14 protein-coding genes are annotated in these 15965 nt (G+C 67.8%); 6 read left to right on the forward strand and 8 right to left on the reverse strand.

Features of this window, described 5'->3' with window-relative positions; genetic code table 11:
* Window positions 1–223: 223 nt before the first annotated feature.
* Both Q8W67_RS06075 and Q8W67_RS06080 read left to right on the forward strand, forming a co-directional pair.
* Window positions 224–2797, forward strand: a complete 2574-nt coding sequence (locus Q8W67_RS06075; protein ID WP_305542254.1) for a TonB-dependent receptor — start codon at window positions 224–226, stop codon at window positions 2795–2797.
* 210 nt (window positions 2798–3007) lie between these two features.
* Window positions 3008–3361 (forward strand): hypothetical protein, encoded by a 354-nt coding sequence (locus tag Q8W67_RS06080; protein WP_305542258.1) that lies wholly within the window; start codon window positions 3008–3010, stop codon window positions 3359–3361.
* An 82-nt stretch (window positions 3362–3443) separates the two neighbouring features.
* On the opposite strand, the gene Q8W67_RS06085 is transcribed toward Q8W67_RS06080, so the two are convergent.
* The 4 genes from Q8W67_RS06085 to Q8W67_RS06100 form a co-directional block, all read right to left on the reverse strand.
* Window positions 3444–4967: an undecaprenyl-phosphate glucose phosphotransferase gene (locus tag Q8W67_RS06085; RefSeq protein WP_305542261.1), complete on the reverse strand. Its 1524-nt coding sequence runs from the start codon at window positions 4965–4967 to the stop codon at window positions 3444–3446.
* Between the two features lie 138 nt (window positions 4968–5105).
* Window positions 5106–6305, reverse strand: coding sequence for a glycosyltransferase family 4 protein (locus tag Q8W67_RS06090; RefSeq protein WP_305542264.1), 1200 nt, complete (start codon window positions 6303–6305; stop codon window positions 5106–5108).
* Window positions 6306–6435: 130 nt separating this feature from the next.
* The gene (locus Q8W67_RS06095) at window positions 6436–7119 is read right to left on the reverse strand and encodes a hemolysin III family protein (protein WP_305542267.1); all 684 of its coding nucleotides are present in this window, start codon (window positions 7117–7119) and stop codon (window positions 6436–6438) included.
* A 148-nt stretch (window positions 7120–7267) separates the two neighbouring features.
* Window positions 7268–8365: a COX15/CtaA family protein gene (locus Q8W67_RS06100; protein WP_305542270.1), complete on the reverse strand. Its 1098-nt coding sequence runs from the start codon at window positions 8363–8365 to the stop codon at window positions 7268–7270.
* 190 nt (window positions 8366–8555) lie between these two features.
* Between Q8W67_RS06100 and Q8W67_RS06105 the strand changes: the two genes are divergently transcribed.
* Window positions 8556–8762, forward strand: coding sequence for a DUF2842 domain-containing protein (locus tag Q8W67_RS06105; RefSeq protein ID WP_305542489.1), 207 nt, complete (start codon window positions 8556–8558; stop codon window positions 8760–8762).
* 80 nt (window positions 8763–8842) lie between these two features.
* Window positions 8843–9175 carry a hypothetical protein gene (locus Q8W67_RS06110; protein WP_305542492.1) on the forward strand — a complete coding sequence of 111 codons (333 nt, stop codon included), beginning with the start codon at window positions 8843–8845 and terminating at the stop codon, window positions 9173–9175.
* Between the two features lie 84 nt (window positions 9176–9259).
* Here Q8W67_RS06110 and Q8W67_RS06115 read toward each other — a convergent pair whose 3' ends face one another.
* Window positions 9260–10321, reverse strand: a complete 1062-nt coding sequence (locus tag Q8W67_RS06115; protein ID WP_305542273.1) for a polysaccharide deacetylase family protein — start codon at window positions 10319–10321, stop codon at window positions 9260–9262.
* A 249-nt stretch (window positions 10322–10570) separates the two neighbouring features.
* Between Q8W67_RS06115 and Q8W67_RS06120 the strand changes: the two genes are divergently transcribed.
* On the forward strand, window positions 10571–11755 hold the full coding sequence (locus Q8W67_RS06120) for a GNAT family N-acetyltransferase (protein WP_305542276.1): 1185 nt from the start codon (window positions 10571–10573) through the stop codon (window positions 11753–11755).
* Between the two features lie 9 nt (window positions 11756–11764).
* Here Q8W67_RS06120 and Q8W67_RS06125 read toward each other — a convergent pair whose 3' ends face one another.
* Entirely contained in the window at window positions 11765–13987 is a 2223-nt protein-coding gene (locus Q8W67_RS06125; RefSeq protein WP_305542279.1) for a GumC family protein, read from the reverse strand.
* Window positions 13988–14175: 188 nt separating this feature from the next.
* On the opposite strand from Q8W67_RS06125, the gene Q8W67_RS06130 reads away from it, so the two are divergent.
* Complete coding sequence (locus Q8W67_RS06130; RefSeq protein WP_305542282.1) at window positions 14176–14754, forward strand: polysaccharide biosynthesis/export family protein; 579 nt, start codon at window positions 14176–14178, stop codon at window positions 14752–14754.
* Window positions 14755–14775: 21 nt separating this feature from the next.
* On the opposite strand, the gene Q8W67_RS06135 is transcribed toward Q8W67_RS06130, so the two are convergent.
* Both Q8W67_RS06135 and Q8W67_RS06140 read right to left on the reverse strand, forming a co-directional pair.
* On the reverse strand, window positions 14776–15411 hold the full coding sequence (locus Q8W67_RS06135; protein ID WP_305542284.1) for a hypothetical protein: 636 nt from the start codon (window positions 15409–15411) through the stop codon (window positions 14776–14778).
* A gap of 188 nt (window positions 15412–15599) precedes the next feature.
* A complete protein-coding gene (locus tag Q8W67_RS06140) occupies window positions 15600–15848 on the reverse strand; it encodes a hypothetical protein (RefSeq protein WP_305542287.1) in 249 nt (82 codons plus the stop codon).
* Window positions 15849–15965: the final 117 nt, after the last annotated feature.

Consider the following 15965-nt stretch of genomic DNA (forward strand, 5'->3'; position numbering starts at 1 on the left):
AAACATCCTGTCCTGCTTGCCGAAATCTCCCTAAGCTCCTGAAATCGTTATAAAAACTGTTGCCATTAAACCACGTCGGTCCGCGTTCGATCGCCGTATTTCCCAAAGGTTGCCGAAACTGGGCACACGTGGTTTCGGATCAATTGTCTCCGCTTCCCCGACTCGCCAAGAATGATTGCAAGCCCGTCAGAAACGGGCGTGGGGTCATGGCAAGGGGAATGGGATGTCACTTCGGGCGCTTCGGAGCAGCCTCGTCGCGTCTGCGTCGATACTCGGGGGATCGATGCTCCCCAGCGCGGTGCAAGCGCAGACCGCAGTGACCCTCGGCGAGATCAGTGTCGTGTCGACCACGCCAGTGGGCTCGGGCGGCGGCAACGCGAGCGGAACCCAGAACCTCGACGGACCTGCGCCGCAGGCTGCGGCCAGTTCCGCCGTCCCGCCGGGCGGTCCGGTCCGCCTGCGCGGCAGCGACCAACCGCTCTACAAGATCCCCAGCACGGTCGAGACGGTCACGGCAAGCGACATCGCGGCCGATCGCGGTTCCGACAATGTCATCGCCACGTTGGCGCGGCGGACGCCCGGCATCAACCTGTCCGACGCGCAGGGCAATTCCAACCGGCCCGACGTCACCTATCGCGGCTTCACCGCCTCGCCGGTCCAGGGCGTGCCACAGGGGCTCGCTGTCTATCAGAACGGCGTGCGCATCAACGAGGCGTTCGGCGACACCGTCAACTTCGATCTGATCCCCCCGCAGGCGATCCAGCGCATCGACGTGGTGACGGGCAATCCGGTCTTCGGCCTCAACGCGCTCGGCGGCGCGGTCAACATCCAGATGAAGAATGGCTTCACGTGGCAGGGCACGGAGATCAGCGCCTGGGGCGGCTCCGACGCGCGCACGGCCGGCTATCTCGAATACGGCAAGGTCTCCGGGCCTTGGAGCGTGTACTTCACCGGCGACGGGCTGAACGATCGCGGCTGGCGCTACGAGAGCCCGAGCACGATCGGCCGACTCTACGGCGACCTCGGCTACCGCTCGCAGGATTCGGAATTCCACCTGATCGGGCTCGCCGCACGCAGCTACTTCGGGGCGGCCGCGGCGACGCCGGTGGACTTCACCCACCGCGATCCGCGGGCTATTTTCACCTATCCGCAGACCACGACCACCGAGGTCGGAACCATCCAGCTCACCGGTCGGGTCGATATCTCGCCGACCTGGGATCTCGCCGGCAACGCCTATTTCCGCCGCTTCAGCCAGACCTACGTGGACGGAAACGACGGCAACTTCGAACAGTGCAGCTCGCGTTCCAGCTACCGCGGCTTTCTCTGTTACGAGGATGACGGGTTCAGCCCCTCCGCCGGCCAGTCACAGAATGCTTTCCGAAACCAGTTCCTGATTCTGGGCCAGCAAAATCAGCGCGTCCCGTTCCGGGCCAACATCCCCTACGGCACCCTCGACACGACCCAGACCGAGGCCACGGGTTTCGGCGGCTCGCTGCAGGCGTCCAATCGCGACCGGGTCTTCGGCCTGCCCAACAGCTTCGTGGTGGGCGGCAGCATCGATACGGCGAACTACTCGTTCAAGTCGTCCAGCACGCTGGGGGTGATCAATCCGAACCTGTCGATCACCACCGATCCCAGCAATCCTTATTACGGCCCCATTCCCGGTCTCGGGACGCCGATGCTTCGGACGGCCGGGGCGCTCGGCATCGCGCCGAGCTCCGTCAACGGCTCGAACGTCTATATGGGCCTCTACACCCTCGACACCCTGGACGTCACCGACCGGCTGTCGCTCACCGCCGGGGCGCGGCTCAACTTCGCGCGCATCGAGAGCGAGGATCTCACGGGCTTCTCGCCGGACGTAACCGGGACGCACTACTACAACAAGATCAATCCGGTCGCCGGCCTGACCTACCGCTTCACCGACGCGCTGAACCTCTATGGCAGTTACTCGGAGTCGAACCGCGCGCCGACACCGCTGGAGCTGGCCTGCGCCAATCCGGCCCGGCCCTGCCTCCTGCCGAACTCGCTGGTGGCCGATCCGCCGCTCAAGCAGGTGACCGGTCGGACCTACGAAGTCGGCTTCCGCGGAGCGTTGCCCAACACCTATGACGGCGGCGTCATCACCTACAAGATCGGCGCCTTTCGCACCGACCTGACCAACGACATCCTATCGCTCGCTACGCCCGGAAACACCGCTCGCGCCTACTTCGTGAACGTGCCCTCCACCCAGCGGCAAGGGATTGAGGTCGGCAGCGAGTACACGGCCGACTACCTGCGGGTCTACGCCAACTACGCCCTGGTCGACGCCACCTTCCAGTTCAACGGCACGCTGTCCTCGCCCAACAATCCGCTGGCCGATGACGGCGCGATCCAGGTGCGCAAGGGCAACGTCGTTCCGCTGGTGCCCAACCACCAGTTCAAGGCTGGGTTTGACTATTTCATCACTCCCGATTGGCAGGTCGGCCTCTATCTCCAGGCCTTCTCGGCGTCCTACTACCGCGGCGACGAGTCGAACTTGAACCGCAAGCTGCCGCCCTACTACGTGATGAACTTCCAGACGAAGTACCAAGTCACGAAGAACCTGGAAGTGTTCGGGATGGTCACTAACCTGACCAACAACCGTTACGCGACCTTCGGCACCTATGCCCAGCCCGGCGCCGTGGCCGGCAACGTGGGGATCACCGATCCGCGGACCACGACTCTTGCGCAGCCGCTCTCGATCTATGCCGGCATTCGCTACGCCTTCGGTCCCGATCCGGTGCCGATGGCCGCTGAGCCGATTATCAGGAAGTACTGAGACGTCGCAGGCCCAGGGTCGGGCGCCTCCTTGCTGTCTTCGGACCGCAGGGGGCGCCCTTCGTGGTCCCGATCGGTGCGGCCTCAAGCCTCAGGAACGGGCCTCCCTCCGCCGCGTCTCTCACGGGAGCTGCCGACGATTCGGCTGAGCCGCCCGGTAAGCCGGGCCGGTCAAGCCGAAGGCGGCATGAGGACCCGGAGAAACGCCTCGATGATGATGAGATGTGCAATTGCAGCCCTGGCGCTCGCTGCCGCTACGCCGGCCCTGGCGACCCCGTGCGCCGACGAGGTAGCCACCCTGGAGCGGCGCCTCAACAGTTCGGGCGCCGCTTCGGTGACAGGCACGACGCCGCCCGGCGGTACGACCTCCTCGAATTCCGACAAGGCTCTCGCGACGCCGCCGACCCTGACGAAGAGCGATGCCGGCGTGAAGCCCAGCGCGTCGGGCGTCGAGGAGGCGAAGAAGCTCGTGGCGAAGGCCCGTGACGAGGACAAGGCGGGCGATGCTCAGGCCTGCCGCGACACGATCATGAAGGCCAAGGAGAAGGCCGGCGCACTGCCGTAGCCGCGCGAACGGCCGGCGCCCGCGGGCGCCGGCTTCCGGGATAGGAACGCTGCTCTCGCCCCGGTTCAGCGGCCACCGGCATTCAGTAAGCGTTTTCGGTCTTGAGCAGCGCGAACGGCGTGGTGAGCAGGATCTGTAGATCGAGCAGGACCGACCAGTTCTCGATGTAATAGAGGTCGTGCTCGACGCGGCGCTGGAGCTTCTCGGACGTGTCGGTCTCGCCGCGCCAGCCGTTTACCTGCGCCCAGCCGGTGATGCCGGGCTTGACCTTGTGGCGGGCGAAATAGCCGTCGACGACCTGATCGTACAGGGTGTTGGCGGCTTTGGCCTGCAGCGCGTGCGGGCGCGGCCCGACCAGCGACAGGTCGCCTTTCAGCACGTTGAACAGCTGAGGCAGCTCGTCCAGCGACGTCTTGCGGATGAAGCGGCCCACGGGCGTCACGCGCGGGTCGTGGCGCGTGACCATCCTGGATGCGCCGGCGTCGCACTGGTCGACATACATCGACCGGAATTTGAAGACCTCGATCAACTCGTTGTTGAACCCGTGGCGCTTCTGCCGGAACAGGATCGGCCCGCGCGACGTCAGGCGTACGGCCAGCGCGACCGCGAGCATGACCGGCGACAGCGCGACCAGCATCAGCAGCCCGACGCAGCGGTCGAAGACGGCTTTCATAACCACATCCCAGTCGGCGATCGGACGGTCGAAGACGTCGAGTACCGGAACCGAACCGAGATACGAGTAGCTTCTCGGGCGCAGTCGCAGCTTGGCGGCGTGGGCCGATAGCCGGATGTCGATCGGCAGCACCCAGAGCTTCGCCAGCATCTGAAGGATGCGCGCCTCCGCGGTGATCGGAATCGTGAACACGATCAGGTCGAGGCGGGCGTGCCGGGCATAGGATACGAGGTCGTCCACATTGCCGAGCTTCGGGTGGCCTGCCACCACGTCCGAGGAGCGGTCGACATTGCGGTCATCGAACACGCCGACGATGCGGATGCCGCTGTCGTTCTGCGATTCCAGGGCACCGATCAGGTCCTCGGCCGGCTTGCCGCCGCCGACGATCGCAGTCCGGCGGTCGAACCGGCCAGCCCGAGTCTGTGCATCGATCACGTGGGCGAGGGCGAAGCGACCGATGAGGAGCGCCGCGAGGCCGGTCCCGAAGAAGGCCCCGAGCCACAGGCGCGAGTAATGATCGGCGACCTTGGCGAGCACCAGTACGGCGGCGACCATCAGGAAGGTCGTCGACCACGCCGCGATCAGCCGGATCGACGTCTTGATGAACGCGCGGAAGGCGGAGAGCCGGTAGCCACCCGACGCCTGAACCAAGGCGACGGTCGTCACCGAGATCAGTCCGATGATGCCCGCATAGGTCACCCCGAAGGGCACGCGTCCGCGGAGCATCAGTACATGCAGCAGCGCACCCAGACTGCAGATCAGGACGCATTCGATCGCCCGCACCAAGCCAGCCACGACCAGCGGTGAGATCGCCGCCGGCCCGGGGGCCACCGTTTCGGCGAGCGGCACTGCGCCGCTTCTGCGGGTCGCGCTCGCCTGCGCATCGAGCGGACCGGTCGCCTCAAGGAGATCGCGGATATCGAACGCGCTCATCGATTGGCTCCTCCCGGACAAGTCGGCGGCTGAAGGCCTTGACCCTCGCATGGCGGACTGTCGGAATACTTAAAGGCGAGTCCGGTGCGGTCGGCTTCACCGCGCCGGGCTTGCGAAACGGCTCACGTCAGCGTGGCCTCAGGCAGTTCTGGTCTGGGCGAGCTTGCGCGATCCCACGCTGCGGCGCTCGTCGCGGGCCTGGAATGCCGCGGCATAGCCGGAGATAACGTCGCCACCCATGCGCTCGAGGGAGAAGCGCTGACGGATCGATCTGCTGAGGCCTTGAACTCGTGCGGCGAGCACCTCCGGGGCCTCGTCGAGCACCCGGCGGATGGCGGAGGCGAGAGCGCCGGCATCGCGGGACGGGACGAGGTCGACGGCGGCCTGACCGAAGATCTCCGGAATGCCTCCGACGCTGGTGGCGACCAGCGGCTGGGACGCGGCGGCGGCCTCCAGGACCACGTAGGGCAGCGATTCCGCGAGCGAGGGAACGACCAGGATCCGGCCCTTTGCCAGCGCAGCCCGGATCGCCTGCGGCGGCTCGAAGGCTGCCGCGCCCGAAAGGCCGAGCTGGCTCACCATGCTGCGCAGGCTGTCGGCATCCGGGCCGGATCCGACCATCAGCAGACGCAGCGCGCGGCCCTCGGCCCGGAGCTTGACCAGCGCCTCGAGCAGGTATGGCAGGCCCTTGGCCTCGCGCAGCTCGCCGACATAGAGCAGATCGAAGCAATCCTCGGCCAGCGGAACCGGGGCGAACTCGGATTCCGCGATGCCGTTGTGGACGATCCGGGTCACGCGGTCCGGGCCGCCCACGAACGCCCGGTGCCGTTTCGCGACATATTCACTCTCGAACAGGAACGCGTCGGTCCTCCGGGCGAGCACGGCTTCGGCGGCCATGTAGACCCGGTGCAGCGGGCTGCCCGGCCGGTAATTGTAGCTTCCGCCGTGCGGGGTGTAGGCTCGGATCGCCGAGTCAGCGGGCGCGAGCCGCGCATAGACGCCGCCCTTGGCTCCGTGCCCATGGAGGACATCCGCGCCAACAGCCGCCGCCCGCCGTGACACGGCGCGCAGGCAGGTCAGATCAGACAGGTGCGGGTCACGCCGCATCGGGATTCGGACGAGCCCGAGCTCCAAGCAGGGCAGGAGTTCGGCCAGAGCCTGCCCGCCACGCTCTCCGCCCGTTGTGGAATCGCAGACGATGCCGACGGCGTGTCCCGCGCTCGCCTGCAGGCGCGCAAGATCCATCACGTGCCTGAATAAGCCGCCGACCGGTGCTCGGAATACGTGCAGGATCCGGTGGGACTGGACGGTTCGAGTCTCGTTCGGCTCCGCAGCCACGGTATCGCTCCCGGGAATATCAGTCCCAGGATTGTGGGGCGCTGAGCGTCGCAGCAAACTTAAAGCGTGGCCGCCCGCTTCGACCTTTTCCGCGAGAGGGTAAGCGGAGTTTTACTGACCAAGAATCTATTTACGTCAGCGGCAACCCATTCAGGCTCGCCCAGATCGTCCCGTAATGACAGGCGCTGGCGGCGAGCACGAAGGCGTGCCAGATGGCGTTCTGGAACGGCAGCTTGCGCCAGATGTGGAACACCACACCCACCGAGTAGAGTGCGCCGCCGATCGCAAGCAGCCATAGCGCTGTCGGCTGCAGGGCTGCGATGACCGATTCGTAGGCGAGCAGGCCGCTCCACCCGAGCGTGAGGTACAGGGCGATCGACAGGCGATCGAAGCGCCCTGGCAGCAGCAGCTTCACGGCGATCCCGACCAGCGCGACAGCCCAGATCACCGCCAGCAGGATGTAGGCCTTACGTCCGGACCCGACGAGTGCCACCAGTGGCGTGTAGGTCCCTGCGATCATGAGGTAGATCAGCGCGTGATCGGCGCGGCGCAGCAGCCATTTCCGAGGGCTCACCGGATAGAGGTTGTACACCGCCGAGACGCCCAGCATCAGGACCAGCGCCGTTGCGTAGAGGACCACCGCGGCCCGCTCCCCGAAGCCCAGATGCCCGGTGACCGCCGTCGCCACCAGGGCCACCGCACCGGCCAGGCCCAGGACGACGCCGAGGCCGTGGACCACACCATCCGCCACGATCTCCCGCGGCGTGTAATGCCACGTCAGAGTGAGTGGGCGACCGTCCTCCGCGAGAGACATCCTAAGGCCTCCTGCAACGCTTGAAGTTTAAAGCTTGAGGGGTCTCAGTCGTTCCATGTGCAGAGTGCTGAGGGCAAGTTATCCCAAGCTTCCGGCCAAGACGGTAAAGGTCTCCTGCGGCGCGGGCCCCGCCGCGCCGCCGAAAAGCTCATGCGCTGCGATGCGCCAGCCCTTCGAAACCGAGCGCAGGCTCCGTCCCTCTCAGCCGGACGCGGCCGACGCCGCGGCTAAGACGCGCGTGGACCGTGGCCATCGTCAGGACTGCCATCGCCAGGATCTGATGTGCCAGGGCGGCCCAGAGCGGCACCGCCAGGAGCAGCGTCGCTATCCCGAGGCCGGCCTGGGTCAGCGCCAAGGCTGCCACGCCGCTCGCGCGCCCGGCCGCCCCGGAGGAGCCGGTGAGGCGGGCGTCCAAGGCGTGCAGGACGGCGACGGCGACGATCAGGTACGCCGTCATCCGGTGGTCGAACTGGACCAGGGCGTGATTGTCGACGAAGTTCTCGATCCAGGGGCGGATGGCGAAGAGGCTGTCCAGCGACGGCACGAGATCGCCATCCATGCCGGGCCAAGTGTTGTAGACGAGCCCGGCATGCGATCCGGCGACGAGGCCGCCGAGGAAGATCTGCACCAGCACCATCACGGGCAGCAGCGCTGCGACCGCCCGGACACGTCCGGGCGCGGCTTCCACGATGCCGCCGCGCTCGCCGGCCGCGAGCCAGACGAGCCCGGTCAGGATCAAACTGGCGGTGGTAAGATGCAGTGCGAGCTTCAGCGGCGCCACCGCGGTCATGCCCGGCTGGAGGCCGGACGCGACCATGATCCAGCCGATCGCGCCCTGGAAACCCCCGAGTACGCCCAGCGCGAGCAGCCCCAATCCGAGGCGCCGACTGATGAGCCCGCGCCACCAGAACACGACCAGCGGCAGGAAGAACACCAAGCCGATGAGCCGTCCGAGCAGGCGATGGCCCCATTCCCAACCGTATAGCACCTTGAAGGACGACAGACCCATCCCCTGGTTCAGGATGTTGTATTGCGGCGTGTCCTTGTATTTGGCGAATTCCGCGGCCCAGTCTGCTTCAGACAGGGGCGGTATGATGCCGGTCACGGGACGCCACTCGGTGATCGACAGGCCGGATCCGGTCAGACGCGTCGCGCCACCGACGGCGACCATGGCGACGACGAGAGCCGCGACCACGTAGAGCCAAGCCCGTACCGCTCCCGATCGATGGTCCGCCGAGACTCCCATGACCACGCGCATCCCTTCCGTGGAGGCCGGATCCGTCCGGCCGTTGCGACCCGTTAGGGGAAGCGCGCGGTGCGGGCAACGTCGGCGGCGCCGCAGCCCGCGGCAGGTGGCGCGTTGCCAAGCGCGCCGGCGGAAGTTAGCCGTCAGCCATCAGCGCCGCTGCAAGGATCGCGAGGCTGAAGGGATGACCATGCGCCGCCGCACCCGCACCCTGATCGGCACTGTCGCGATCCTGGCCTTCGTCTGCCTCTACGGGCCGCTGGCGATGGCACTGGCCGACAGCCGCATCGCCGAGACACCGGCGGCGATCCAGGCCGTGCTCTACTCGATCCTGGGCATCGCCTGGATCGTCCCGCTGATGCCGCTGATCCGCTGGATGGAGCGGCCGGATCGCTGAGGCGACCCCTCGATTTCGCCGCACTCGGGCGCCAGAAGCCTCCCGCCCGTTTTCGAGATCCATTCGTGTATCGCTCGCCCATGCGCCTCAAGCATCTGGCCGCACTCGCCCTGCTGGTCGCGCCGCTTCCCGTCCTCGCACAGGGAACGCCGCGTTCCATCGCGGAGTGCGAGCGGCTGAAGAACGATCTCGCCTACAATCAATGTCTCGCGATGTTCGGGCCGGCAGCCAAGAATGTGGCGGGCGGCTACGCGTCGGCCGACGCGGCGGCCGCTCCCGCCCTCGCCGAGGCGATCCCGCAGGCCGAAGATGTAACCGAGACCATGCCCAGCCGACGGAGCCGCTACCGGTCGCGCAGGGGCCGGCAGTACGCCTCGTTCACGAGCGGCTACCGGCATCGCCGCCGACGGTAGCGCAGTTCGAAACGGGCAGCATCTCGCGGCCGTACCATTGGCATTTCCGCACGCCGAGCCGGCTTCGAGACCGCGGGAAGGCGCTCATGCGACGTTGAGACGCCGGCCCCGGTTCCAGGCCAAGAACGGGACGCCGGACAACAGGCCGGCGAGCGCCGCCCGCGACTGGTGGCAGCCGTTCACCGAGACGCGCGGGAGCGCGTGCAGGTGGCCGGCATGCTCCGGGAAGAGGTGGCCGGGTCGGGTCGTCACGGCGGTCGCGAAACCGTTCTCCCGCGCCATCGCGAATTCGCGCGGCCCCGCCGAGGTCGGGTCGCCGACAGGGTAGGAAAAGTGTCGCACGGTCAGGCCGAGCTCGGCCTCGATCCTGGCGCGGCCCGCGACGATCTCCCGCGCGGCGGTCGCCGGGTCGTGCTTGGCGAGCATCGGGTGGCTGACCGTGTGGGCGCCGATCGTCACCGCGGGGTCCCGGGCCAGATCCCGCAACGCATCCCAGGACAGGCAAAGTTCGGACGCGACCCGCCCTGGCGCGAAGTCGGCCTGCGCGCAGAGATCGGCGATCCGGTCGAGCAGCTCCGATTCGGTGCCGCGGCGCAGGTCGCGATAGACGGCCTCGAAGGCGAGGGCCTTCTCCTGCGGGCTCCGTGCCGGCAGATCGAGGCTGCGCGGACCGACGGAGATCCGCACCCGGTCGAGCCGCGCGATCGCCCGCTCCAGCTCGATCCACCACAGCCGGCCGCTCTGGTCCGCGAAGGTACTGGTCACGAACAGCGTCCAGGGTAGCCCGTGCCGCGCCAGCACCGGACGGGCGTGCTCGACGTTGTCGCGGTATCCGTCGTCGAAGGTCAGGACCGCGAAGGGCGGCCCGTAATCCGGCTCGGCGAGGCGCTCCGGCACCGCGTCGAGCCCGATGACCTCGAACCCGCGCGCGTCGAGTTCGCGCAATGTCAGCGCGAGGAAGTCCGGCGTGATGGACAGCAGGCGGTTCGGCGCGAAGGCCGGGACCGGCTCCGGCGTGACGTGGTGAAAGGTGAGGATCACACCGAGGCCCCGGGCGGCGGGACTGAGCCAGCGATCTGCCCCCAGGGCCTGGATCGCGCGGAAGCCGGACGAGAAGACCCGATGCTTGGCACGCGACGAGATCATGGAAGGAAACCGTTCGAGCCGAACCGCCCTGGCACCGCCAGCCTTCGCGCAGCGCGGTAAACAAAGCCGGAATCCGCGTGACGGAACAGTCCACACCGCAAGGTTGTATTAGCCAAGCTGGCGTTTTGACGGGTCGCAGCGCGCTGGAATGGATGTCTTCGCCATTGAGGTCACGGGCTATTCAGCGGGCACCCCCAGTTTCGGCGCCCGGCTACGGATCGTTCCCGGTCCGGCGGGAGGATCGAGACCATGGCGACCGGCGTCCAAATAGCGGGAATGGACATGATCGGCGCGCGCACGCGTGGCACGCTGACGGCGGAGATCGTCGCCGATCTCACAGCTGTCGAGGCTCTTTGGCGGCAGCTCGAATCCGATGCGGCGAGCCTCCAGACTCCCTACCAGCGGTTCCATTGGGTTGCCGCCTACCTGCGGGCGACCGGCGCGGCTGACAGCGCGCGGATCGTCGTGCTGCGGGATGGCGACGGCCGGCCGCGCATCGTCCTGCCCCTGGTGGTGCGGCGAGAGTTCGGCCTCGCCGTGGCACGCACCGTCGGGGACACGCACGCGAACTTTCACATGCCGCTCTTTGCCACCCGCGATGCGGCCGCCATCGCCCCCGGCGAGGTCACCGCGGCCCTGATCCGCACAGGGCGCGCCTCCGGCATCGACGTCTTCGCCCTTCAGCATCAGCCCCGGATGTGGGAGGGCGCCGCCAACCCGCTGGCGTTCACGGGAGAACCCGAGGCCAGCGATGCCTATGGGCTGATGCTGGGACCGGATCCCGAGGCGACGGTGCGCCGGGTGTTCAGCGCCGACGCCCGCAAGAAGTTGCGCTCGAAGGAAAAGCGCCTCGTCGAAGCCAAGGGTGCCCTCGCGTACCGCCGCGCGGAGACCCCTGAGGAAGCCGCCCGCTACCTCGCCGCCTTCTACGCGCAAAAAGCGGCCCGGTTCGCCGGGATGGGCGTCGCCGATCCCTATGCCGCCGATCCGATCCGTCACTTCCTGTCGGCGGCCACTTCCGGCGCCGATCCGGCGATCGAACTCCATGCCCTGTGCCTCGCCGAGAGCGGGCGTGTGCTCGCGACCTTCGGGGGGGCGGTGAGCGACCGCCGTTTCAGTGGCATGATGACGTCGTTCGATCCCGATCCGGAGATCGCCCGGTTCAGCCCGGGCGATCTGCTGCTGCAGCACCTCGTGCGAGACCAGACGGCGCGTGGCCGGCAGGGCTTCGACCTCGGGGTCGGGGAAGCCCGCTACAAGGCCAGCATTTGCGACGAGACCATCGAGCTGGTCGAAACCGTTGTGCCGGTGACCATTCGAGGACGCGCCTACGGGGTGGCGCGCTTGGGCCTCACCCGGACGAAGCGGCGGATCAAGCGCGATCCGCGCCTCTACGCCGCCGTCTCGCGCCTGCGGTCGCTGCGCCGCCGCTAGCTCCGACGCTCAGGCGGCGCTCAGACGCAGCTCGCCGGCCGCGACCTCGGCCGGCCGGTCCTGGGCGACCAGGATCTGTCCGGCCCCCGCCTCTTCCGCGATGGCGTAGAGATCGGCCAGGGCGGGATCCTCGGCAGACGCGTTCGAGGCGACGATGACGCTGTCCATATAACCGGCGACGAGTTCGAGAAGGTCGACGGCACCGGGGACGGCGTGAAGACGGCACACCACCCAGTCATAGGCTTCCGCCATGGCCTCGAATGTCAGGTTCAGGGCGTCCTGCTCCGCGAATAGCGCCGCTGCGTCGGCGCGCCCGGTCTCGATCCGGTGGACGCTGCCGTCGGGCCGGGCCTGGATCACGTCCAGGAATGCGGCCTGTCCGGCCACGAGATCGGTGAAGCCGAGATCGCCCGAACCGGCGCCCGAACCGTTCAGCTCCACGGTGACGACGCTCGCGTTGCGGCCGAGGGCGCGGACCAGCGCCTCGGGCAGCGGCTGCTCGCCGCGGGACAGTTCCGTCTCCATGATCAGGATCCGGCGTCCGGACCGATCGCCCGGCTCCCGGGTGGCGGACGAGATCCGCGCGATCAGGGGCGCGAGGTCGTAAGCCTCGGCCGCCGTCCTCGGGTTCGACCGTTCGACCGATGCCGCCGCCGAGGCGGCCGGCTCTGCGCCGTCCGCAGGCTCGGACCAGCGCGCCGGCGGCATCGCTTCCGGAAAGGTGAAGCGCGGCCGCTCCAGTTCCGGCTCGCGACGCGGGCGCCGAGCCGCTGGATCGAAACTGGAATCCGAATCGGCTTCCGCCCGGCCGGACTCGGCCAGCAGCGCGCTCGCGAGCACCCCGCCGACCGCCAGCATCAGCGTCACGAGGGTAGCGAAGCCGATGATGGGCCACTTCTTGGGGAAGGACGGGACTTCGGGGGTCACCGCCCGCGAGACGATTCGGGCATCGGCCGGCGTGGCGCTCTCGCCGTCGCGCGCCGCCGCCTCGCGATAGCGGGACAGGTAGGATTCGAGCTGCTCGCGCTGCGCCTTCGCCTCCCGCTCCAGCGCACGGAGCTGGATCTCGCTGGAATTGCCCTTGACGACCACGTCCTGCTGGCTGTCCACCGCCGCCTGCAGGCTCTCCACCCGGGAGCCGGCGATCTTGGCGTCGTTCTCCAGCGTGCGCACCACGCGCTCGGCCGAGGTCTTGATCTGCAAGTCGAGGTCATCGAGCTGCGCGTGCAGCTCCTTGATCCGCGGATGCGCCGGAAGCAACGTCCGTGACTCGAGCGCGAGCTGCGCCCGCACTGCGATACGGTTCTCGACGATGCGCCGGATCACCTCGTTGTTGGCGACGTCAGCGATCTCGAAGGCGCGGCCATCCTTGATCAGGTCCTTGATCGCCTTCACCTTGCCGGCGAGATCGGCCTTGAGAATCCGGGCCTGGGAGAGCTGGCTCGAGAGTTCGCCGAGCTGCTGCGTGGTCAGCGGCTGACCTGTGCTGCCGGTGCTGCCGACGAGTCCGTTCTTGGCCCGGTACGCCTCGACCTTCGCCTCCGCCTCGGCGACGCGCTTGCGCAAGCCGTCGATGTTGCCGCCGAGCCAGGATGAGGCGTAGCGCGCGGTATCGACCTTGTCGGCCTCGAGCGACGAGATGTAGAGCTGCGCGATGGTGTTGGCGCCGTCGGCCGCCAGTTTGGCATCCTTCGAGCGAAACTCGATAGCCAGGATGCGCGACTTGCCTGCCGGATAGACCAGCAAGTGCTCGAAATAGGCGTCGAGGACCCGGTCCTCAGCCGGACGGTCGAGGGGATTGGCGCCGATCCCGAGCATCATCAGGACGCGCTGGATCGGGCCGATGCTGCCCACGCCCGGATCGAATTCGGGATTGCCGACGAGCTTCAGGCGGCGGATCGCCTCGCGGGCCAAGTCGCGCGACATCACCACCTGGACTTGGCTCGCCACCGCCTGCTCGTCGATCGGCGCGAGCTGATCGGCGCGGTCCTGCGCGGTCCGGGCGAAGGCCGGATCGCGGCTCTCCAGGATCAGCTTCGCCTCGCCGGTGTAGCGCGGGCTGACGACATTGACAAATACGCTGGCCCCGAGGGCGACCACGAGGGTCGGCCCGACGATCCAGCCGATGGATCGGCGTAGGATCTGCGGCACCTGCGCGAGGCCGAGGCCCTGGCCGGCACGGGTTTGCGGCCCGGATTCGGTCTCAGTCGAGCGCAGGCTGATACGGGACATGAAGACGCTCTGAGCACGAAGGCCAACCGGACGGCGCGTGATGCCCTCCGAGCGCTATTAGAGGATGTTAAGGTTGCCCAAGAGTTAAGGCGCGCCGGCGTCGGTCTGTTCGGTTACGGGCGCCTGCATGATCAAGGTTCATTAACCTTAACGGCCTAGACAACGCCGAATTGGAATCCTTTACGGCGATGGTGATGAACCGGCGCGCTCTGCTCCTCGCTCTTGGCTCGACTCTGGCTCTCGGCGGATGCCTGCGTCCGACCTTCCGCACCGACCAGCTCGACGCTACCGGCACCGGCTCGATCGGCGCCCGCTATCCCCTCGCGGCCGGCGATAAGCTGCGGGTGATCGTGTTCGGGCAGGACAACCTGTCGAACATATACGCGGTCGACGGCGCGGGCCGGATCGCGATGCCGCTGATCGGGACCGTGCAGGTCGGCGGCCAGACGACCGGCCAGGCCGCTCGGGCGATCGAGGCCAAGCTCGCGTCCGGCTTCGTTCGCGAGCCGCACGTCACCGTGGAGGTCGACACCTACCGGCCATTCTACATTCTCGGCGAGGTGACGACGTCGGGACAGTACCCGTTCGTCAACGGCATGACCGTCGAGACCGCCGTGGCGATCGCGGCGGGCTTCGGGCCCCGGGCGGCCCGGGACTACGCCGTGCTGACCCGCGACAGCGGGGGTGGGCTTGTTTCCGGCATCGTGCCGATGACCTATCCGGTCCGGCCGGGCGACACGATCGTGGTCAAGGAGCGCTTCTTCTAGATCGGCCCGCCGCCGAGGCTCTCACTGGCCGGTCTGCCAGACATTGATCACCCGCATCGCGGTCTGCTGTGGGGGAAGCGGCGTCGCCGCAGGGGGCGGCTCCTTGTGCAGGCGCGCCACGATGCGGCGTGCCTCGTTGGCGGGCATGGAACCCACCGGAGTGAACAGGCCCGCCAGAACCTTGCGGGTGCCCTTGCTGACATAAGCCGAATTCTGGACCGGCTCGAAATCCCGCAAGGCGTGGCGCTTGTCGGGATCACCGGCGAAGACGCGGGCGCCGGAATTCAGGACCACGATGTCTCCCGGCCGGAGAGTCTCGTCCTTCAGCAATGCCGCCGCAGCCCCGCCTTTCATGTCGATCGGCGTCTGGCGCGCACTGACCTCCGGCTCCTTCACGTGAATCCTTACCGGGAGTGCGGCGTATCGGGTCTGGAGCCGATGGCGCGCCGCACCGAGCCGTGGTGTCGAGCGGCGGTAGGGTGTCCGATCGCCGAATGCCGCGGGGGGCTGGACCTGCTGGACCTGCTGCGGCGCCGGCCGTGCCCCGAACAGCATCTCAAGAAAGCCGATCTCGGCCGCCTGGGCGCTGGCTGCGGTCCCGGCGAGGAGCCCGGCGGCGGCCATCACGGCCAACCAGCTGCTCGTGCGAAACCTCATAGCGTTCTCCGGAAACGGCGTCGTTTTCGAGCGCCCGACCTTCAACCGCAAGGCGAGCGCGACGGTTCCGGAATATTGGAGCTTTGCAGCCGGACTTCGGAACATCGTGTCGAAGATCCAATCTTCGACCCGCTACGCCAGAGATCCATTGCGCAAAACCGATCGCGCTTGCGCGGCCGGTATCTGATTCAGGCCGGCGCGACCTGCTCACCCTCGCCGATGCAGTCGAGGGCGCGTTCCACGGCGCTCACGGCGTCGAGAAGATGCTGAACCGTGCGCTCGACTTCGAGCGGGGGACGGCCCATCGCGGCAGCGCGGGCGCTTACGTCCTCGAGCTGCTCCAGCAGGGCGAGGAGGTCGCCGGCCACGGTCACGACCTCGCAGCGTGCGAGTCGCGTGACGGTCGGGCGCGGCCGGAAGGGCAGTACATTGCTCATCGAGGCTGGTTGTCGCCCGAAAGCCCCCGGATTCGCCAGGGGGCGGGAGCCGCAACCGACACGATTGCCGGCCATATCCGCCGCAAACAAGCGGAGTGGTGGATTTTCCGTGGCCGC

Origin of the sequence: Methylobacterium sp. NEAU K (assembly GCF_030700285.1) — a bacterium.
GTDB lineage: Bacteria > Pseudomonadota > Alphaproteobacteria > Rhizobiales > Beijerinckiaceae > Methylobacterium.

What these genes read in the sequence shown, in the direction of transcription:
- Q8W67_RS06075 (WP_305542254.1), top strand. Translation starts at nt 224, where the DNA reads ATGTCACTTCGGGCGCTTCGGAGCAGCCTCGTCGCGTCTGCGTCGATA.
- Q8W67_RS06080 (WP_305542258.1), top strand. Translation starts at nt 3,008, where the DNA reads ATGATGATGAGATGTGCAATTGCAGCCCTGGCGCTCGCTGCCGCTACG.
- Q8W67_RS06085 (WP_305542261.1), bottom strand. Translation starts at nt 4,967, where the DNA reads ATGAGCGCGTTCGATATCCGCGATCTCCTTGAGGCGACCGGTCCGCTC.
- Q8W67_RS06095 (WP_305542267.1), bottom strand. Translation starts at nt 7,119, where the DNA reads ATGTCTCTCGCGGAGGACGGTCGCCCACTCACTCTGACGTGGCATTAC.
- Q8W67_RS06100 (WP_305542270.1), bottom strand. Translation starts at nt 8,365, where the DNA reads ATGGGAGTCTCGGCGGACCATCGATCGGGAGCGGTACGGGCTTGGCTC.
- Q8W67_RS06105 (WP_305542489.1), top strand. Translation starts at nt 8,556, where the DNA reads ATGCGCCGCCGCACCCGCACCCTGATCGGCACTGTCGCGATCCTGGCC.
- Q8W67_RS06110 (WP_305542492.1), top strand. Translation starts at nt 8,843, where the DNA reads ATGCGCCTCAAGCATCTGGCCGCACTCGCCCTGCTGGTCGCGCCGCTT.
- Q8W67_RS06115 (WP_305542273.1), bottom strand. Translation starts at nt 10,321, where the DNA reads ATGATCTCGTCGCGTGCCAAGCATCGGGTCTTCTCGTCCGGCTTCCGC.
- Q8W67_RS06120 (WP_305542276.1), top strand. Translation starts at nt 10,571, where the DNA reads ATGGCGACCGGCGTCCAAATAGCGGGAATGGACATGATCGGCGCGCGC.
- Q8W67_RS06125 (WP_305542279.1), bottom strand. Translation starts at nt 13,987, where the DNA reads ATGTCCCGTATCAGCCTGCGCTCGACTGAGACCGAATCCGGGCCGCAA.
- Q8W67_RS06130 (WP_305542282.1), top strand. Translation starts at nt 14,176, where the DNA reads ATGGTGATGAACCGGCGCGCTCTGCTCCTCGCTCTTGGCTCGACTCTG.
- Q8W67_RS06135 (WP_305542284.1), bottom strand. Translation starts at nt 15,411, where the DNA reads ATGAGGTTTCGCACGAGCAGCTGGTTGGCCGTGATGGCCGCCGCCGGG.
- Q8W67_RS06140 (WP_305542287.1), bottom strand. Translation starts at nt 15,848, where the DNA reads ATGAGCAATGTACTGCCCTTCCGGCCGCGCCCGACCGTCACGCGACTC.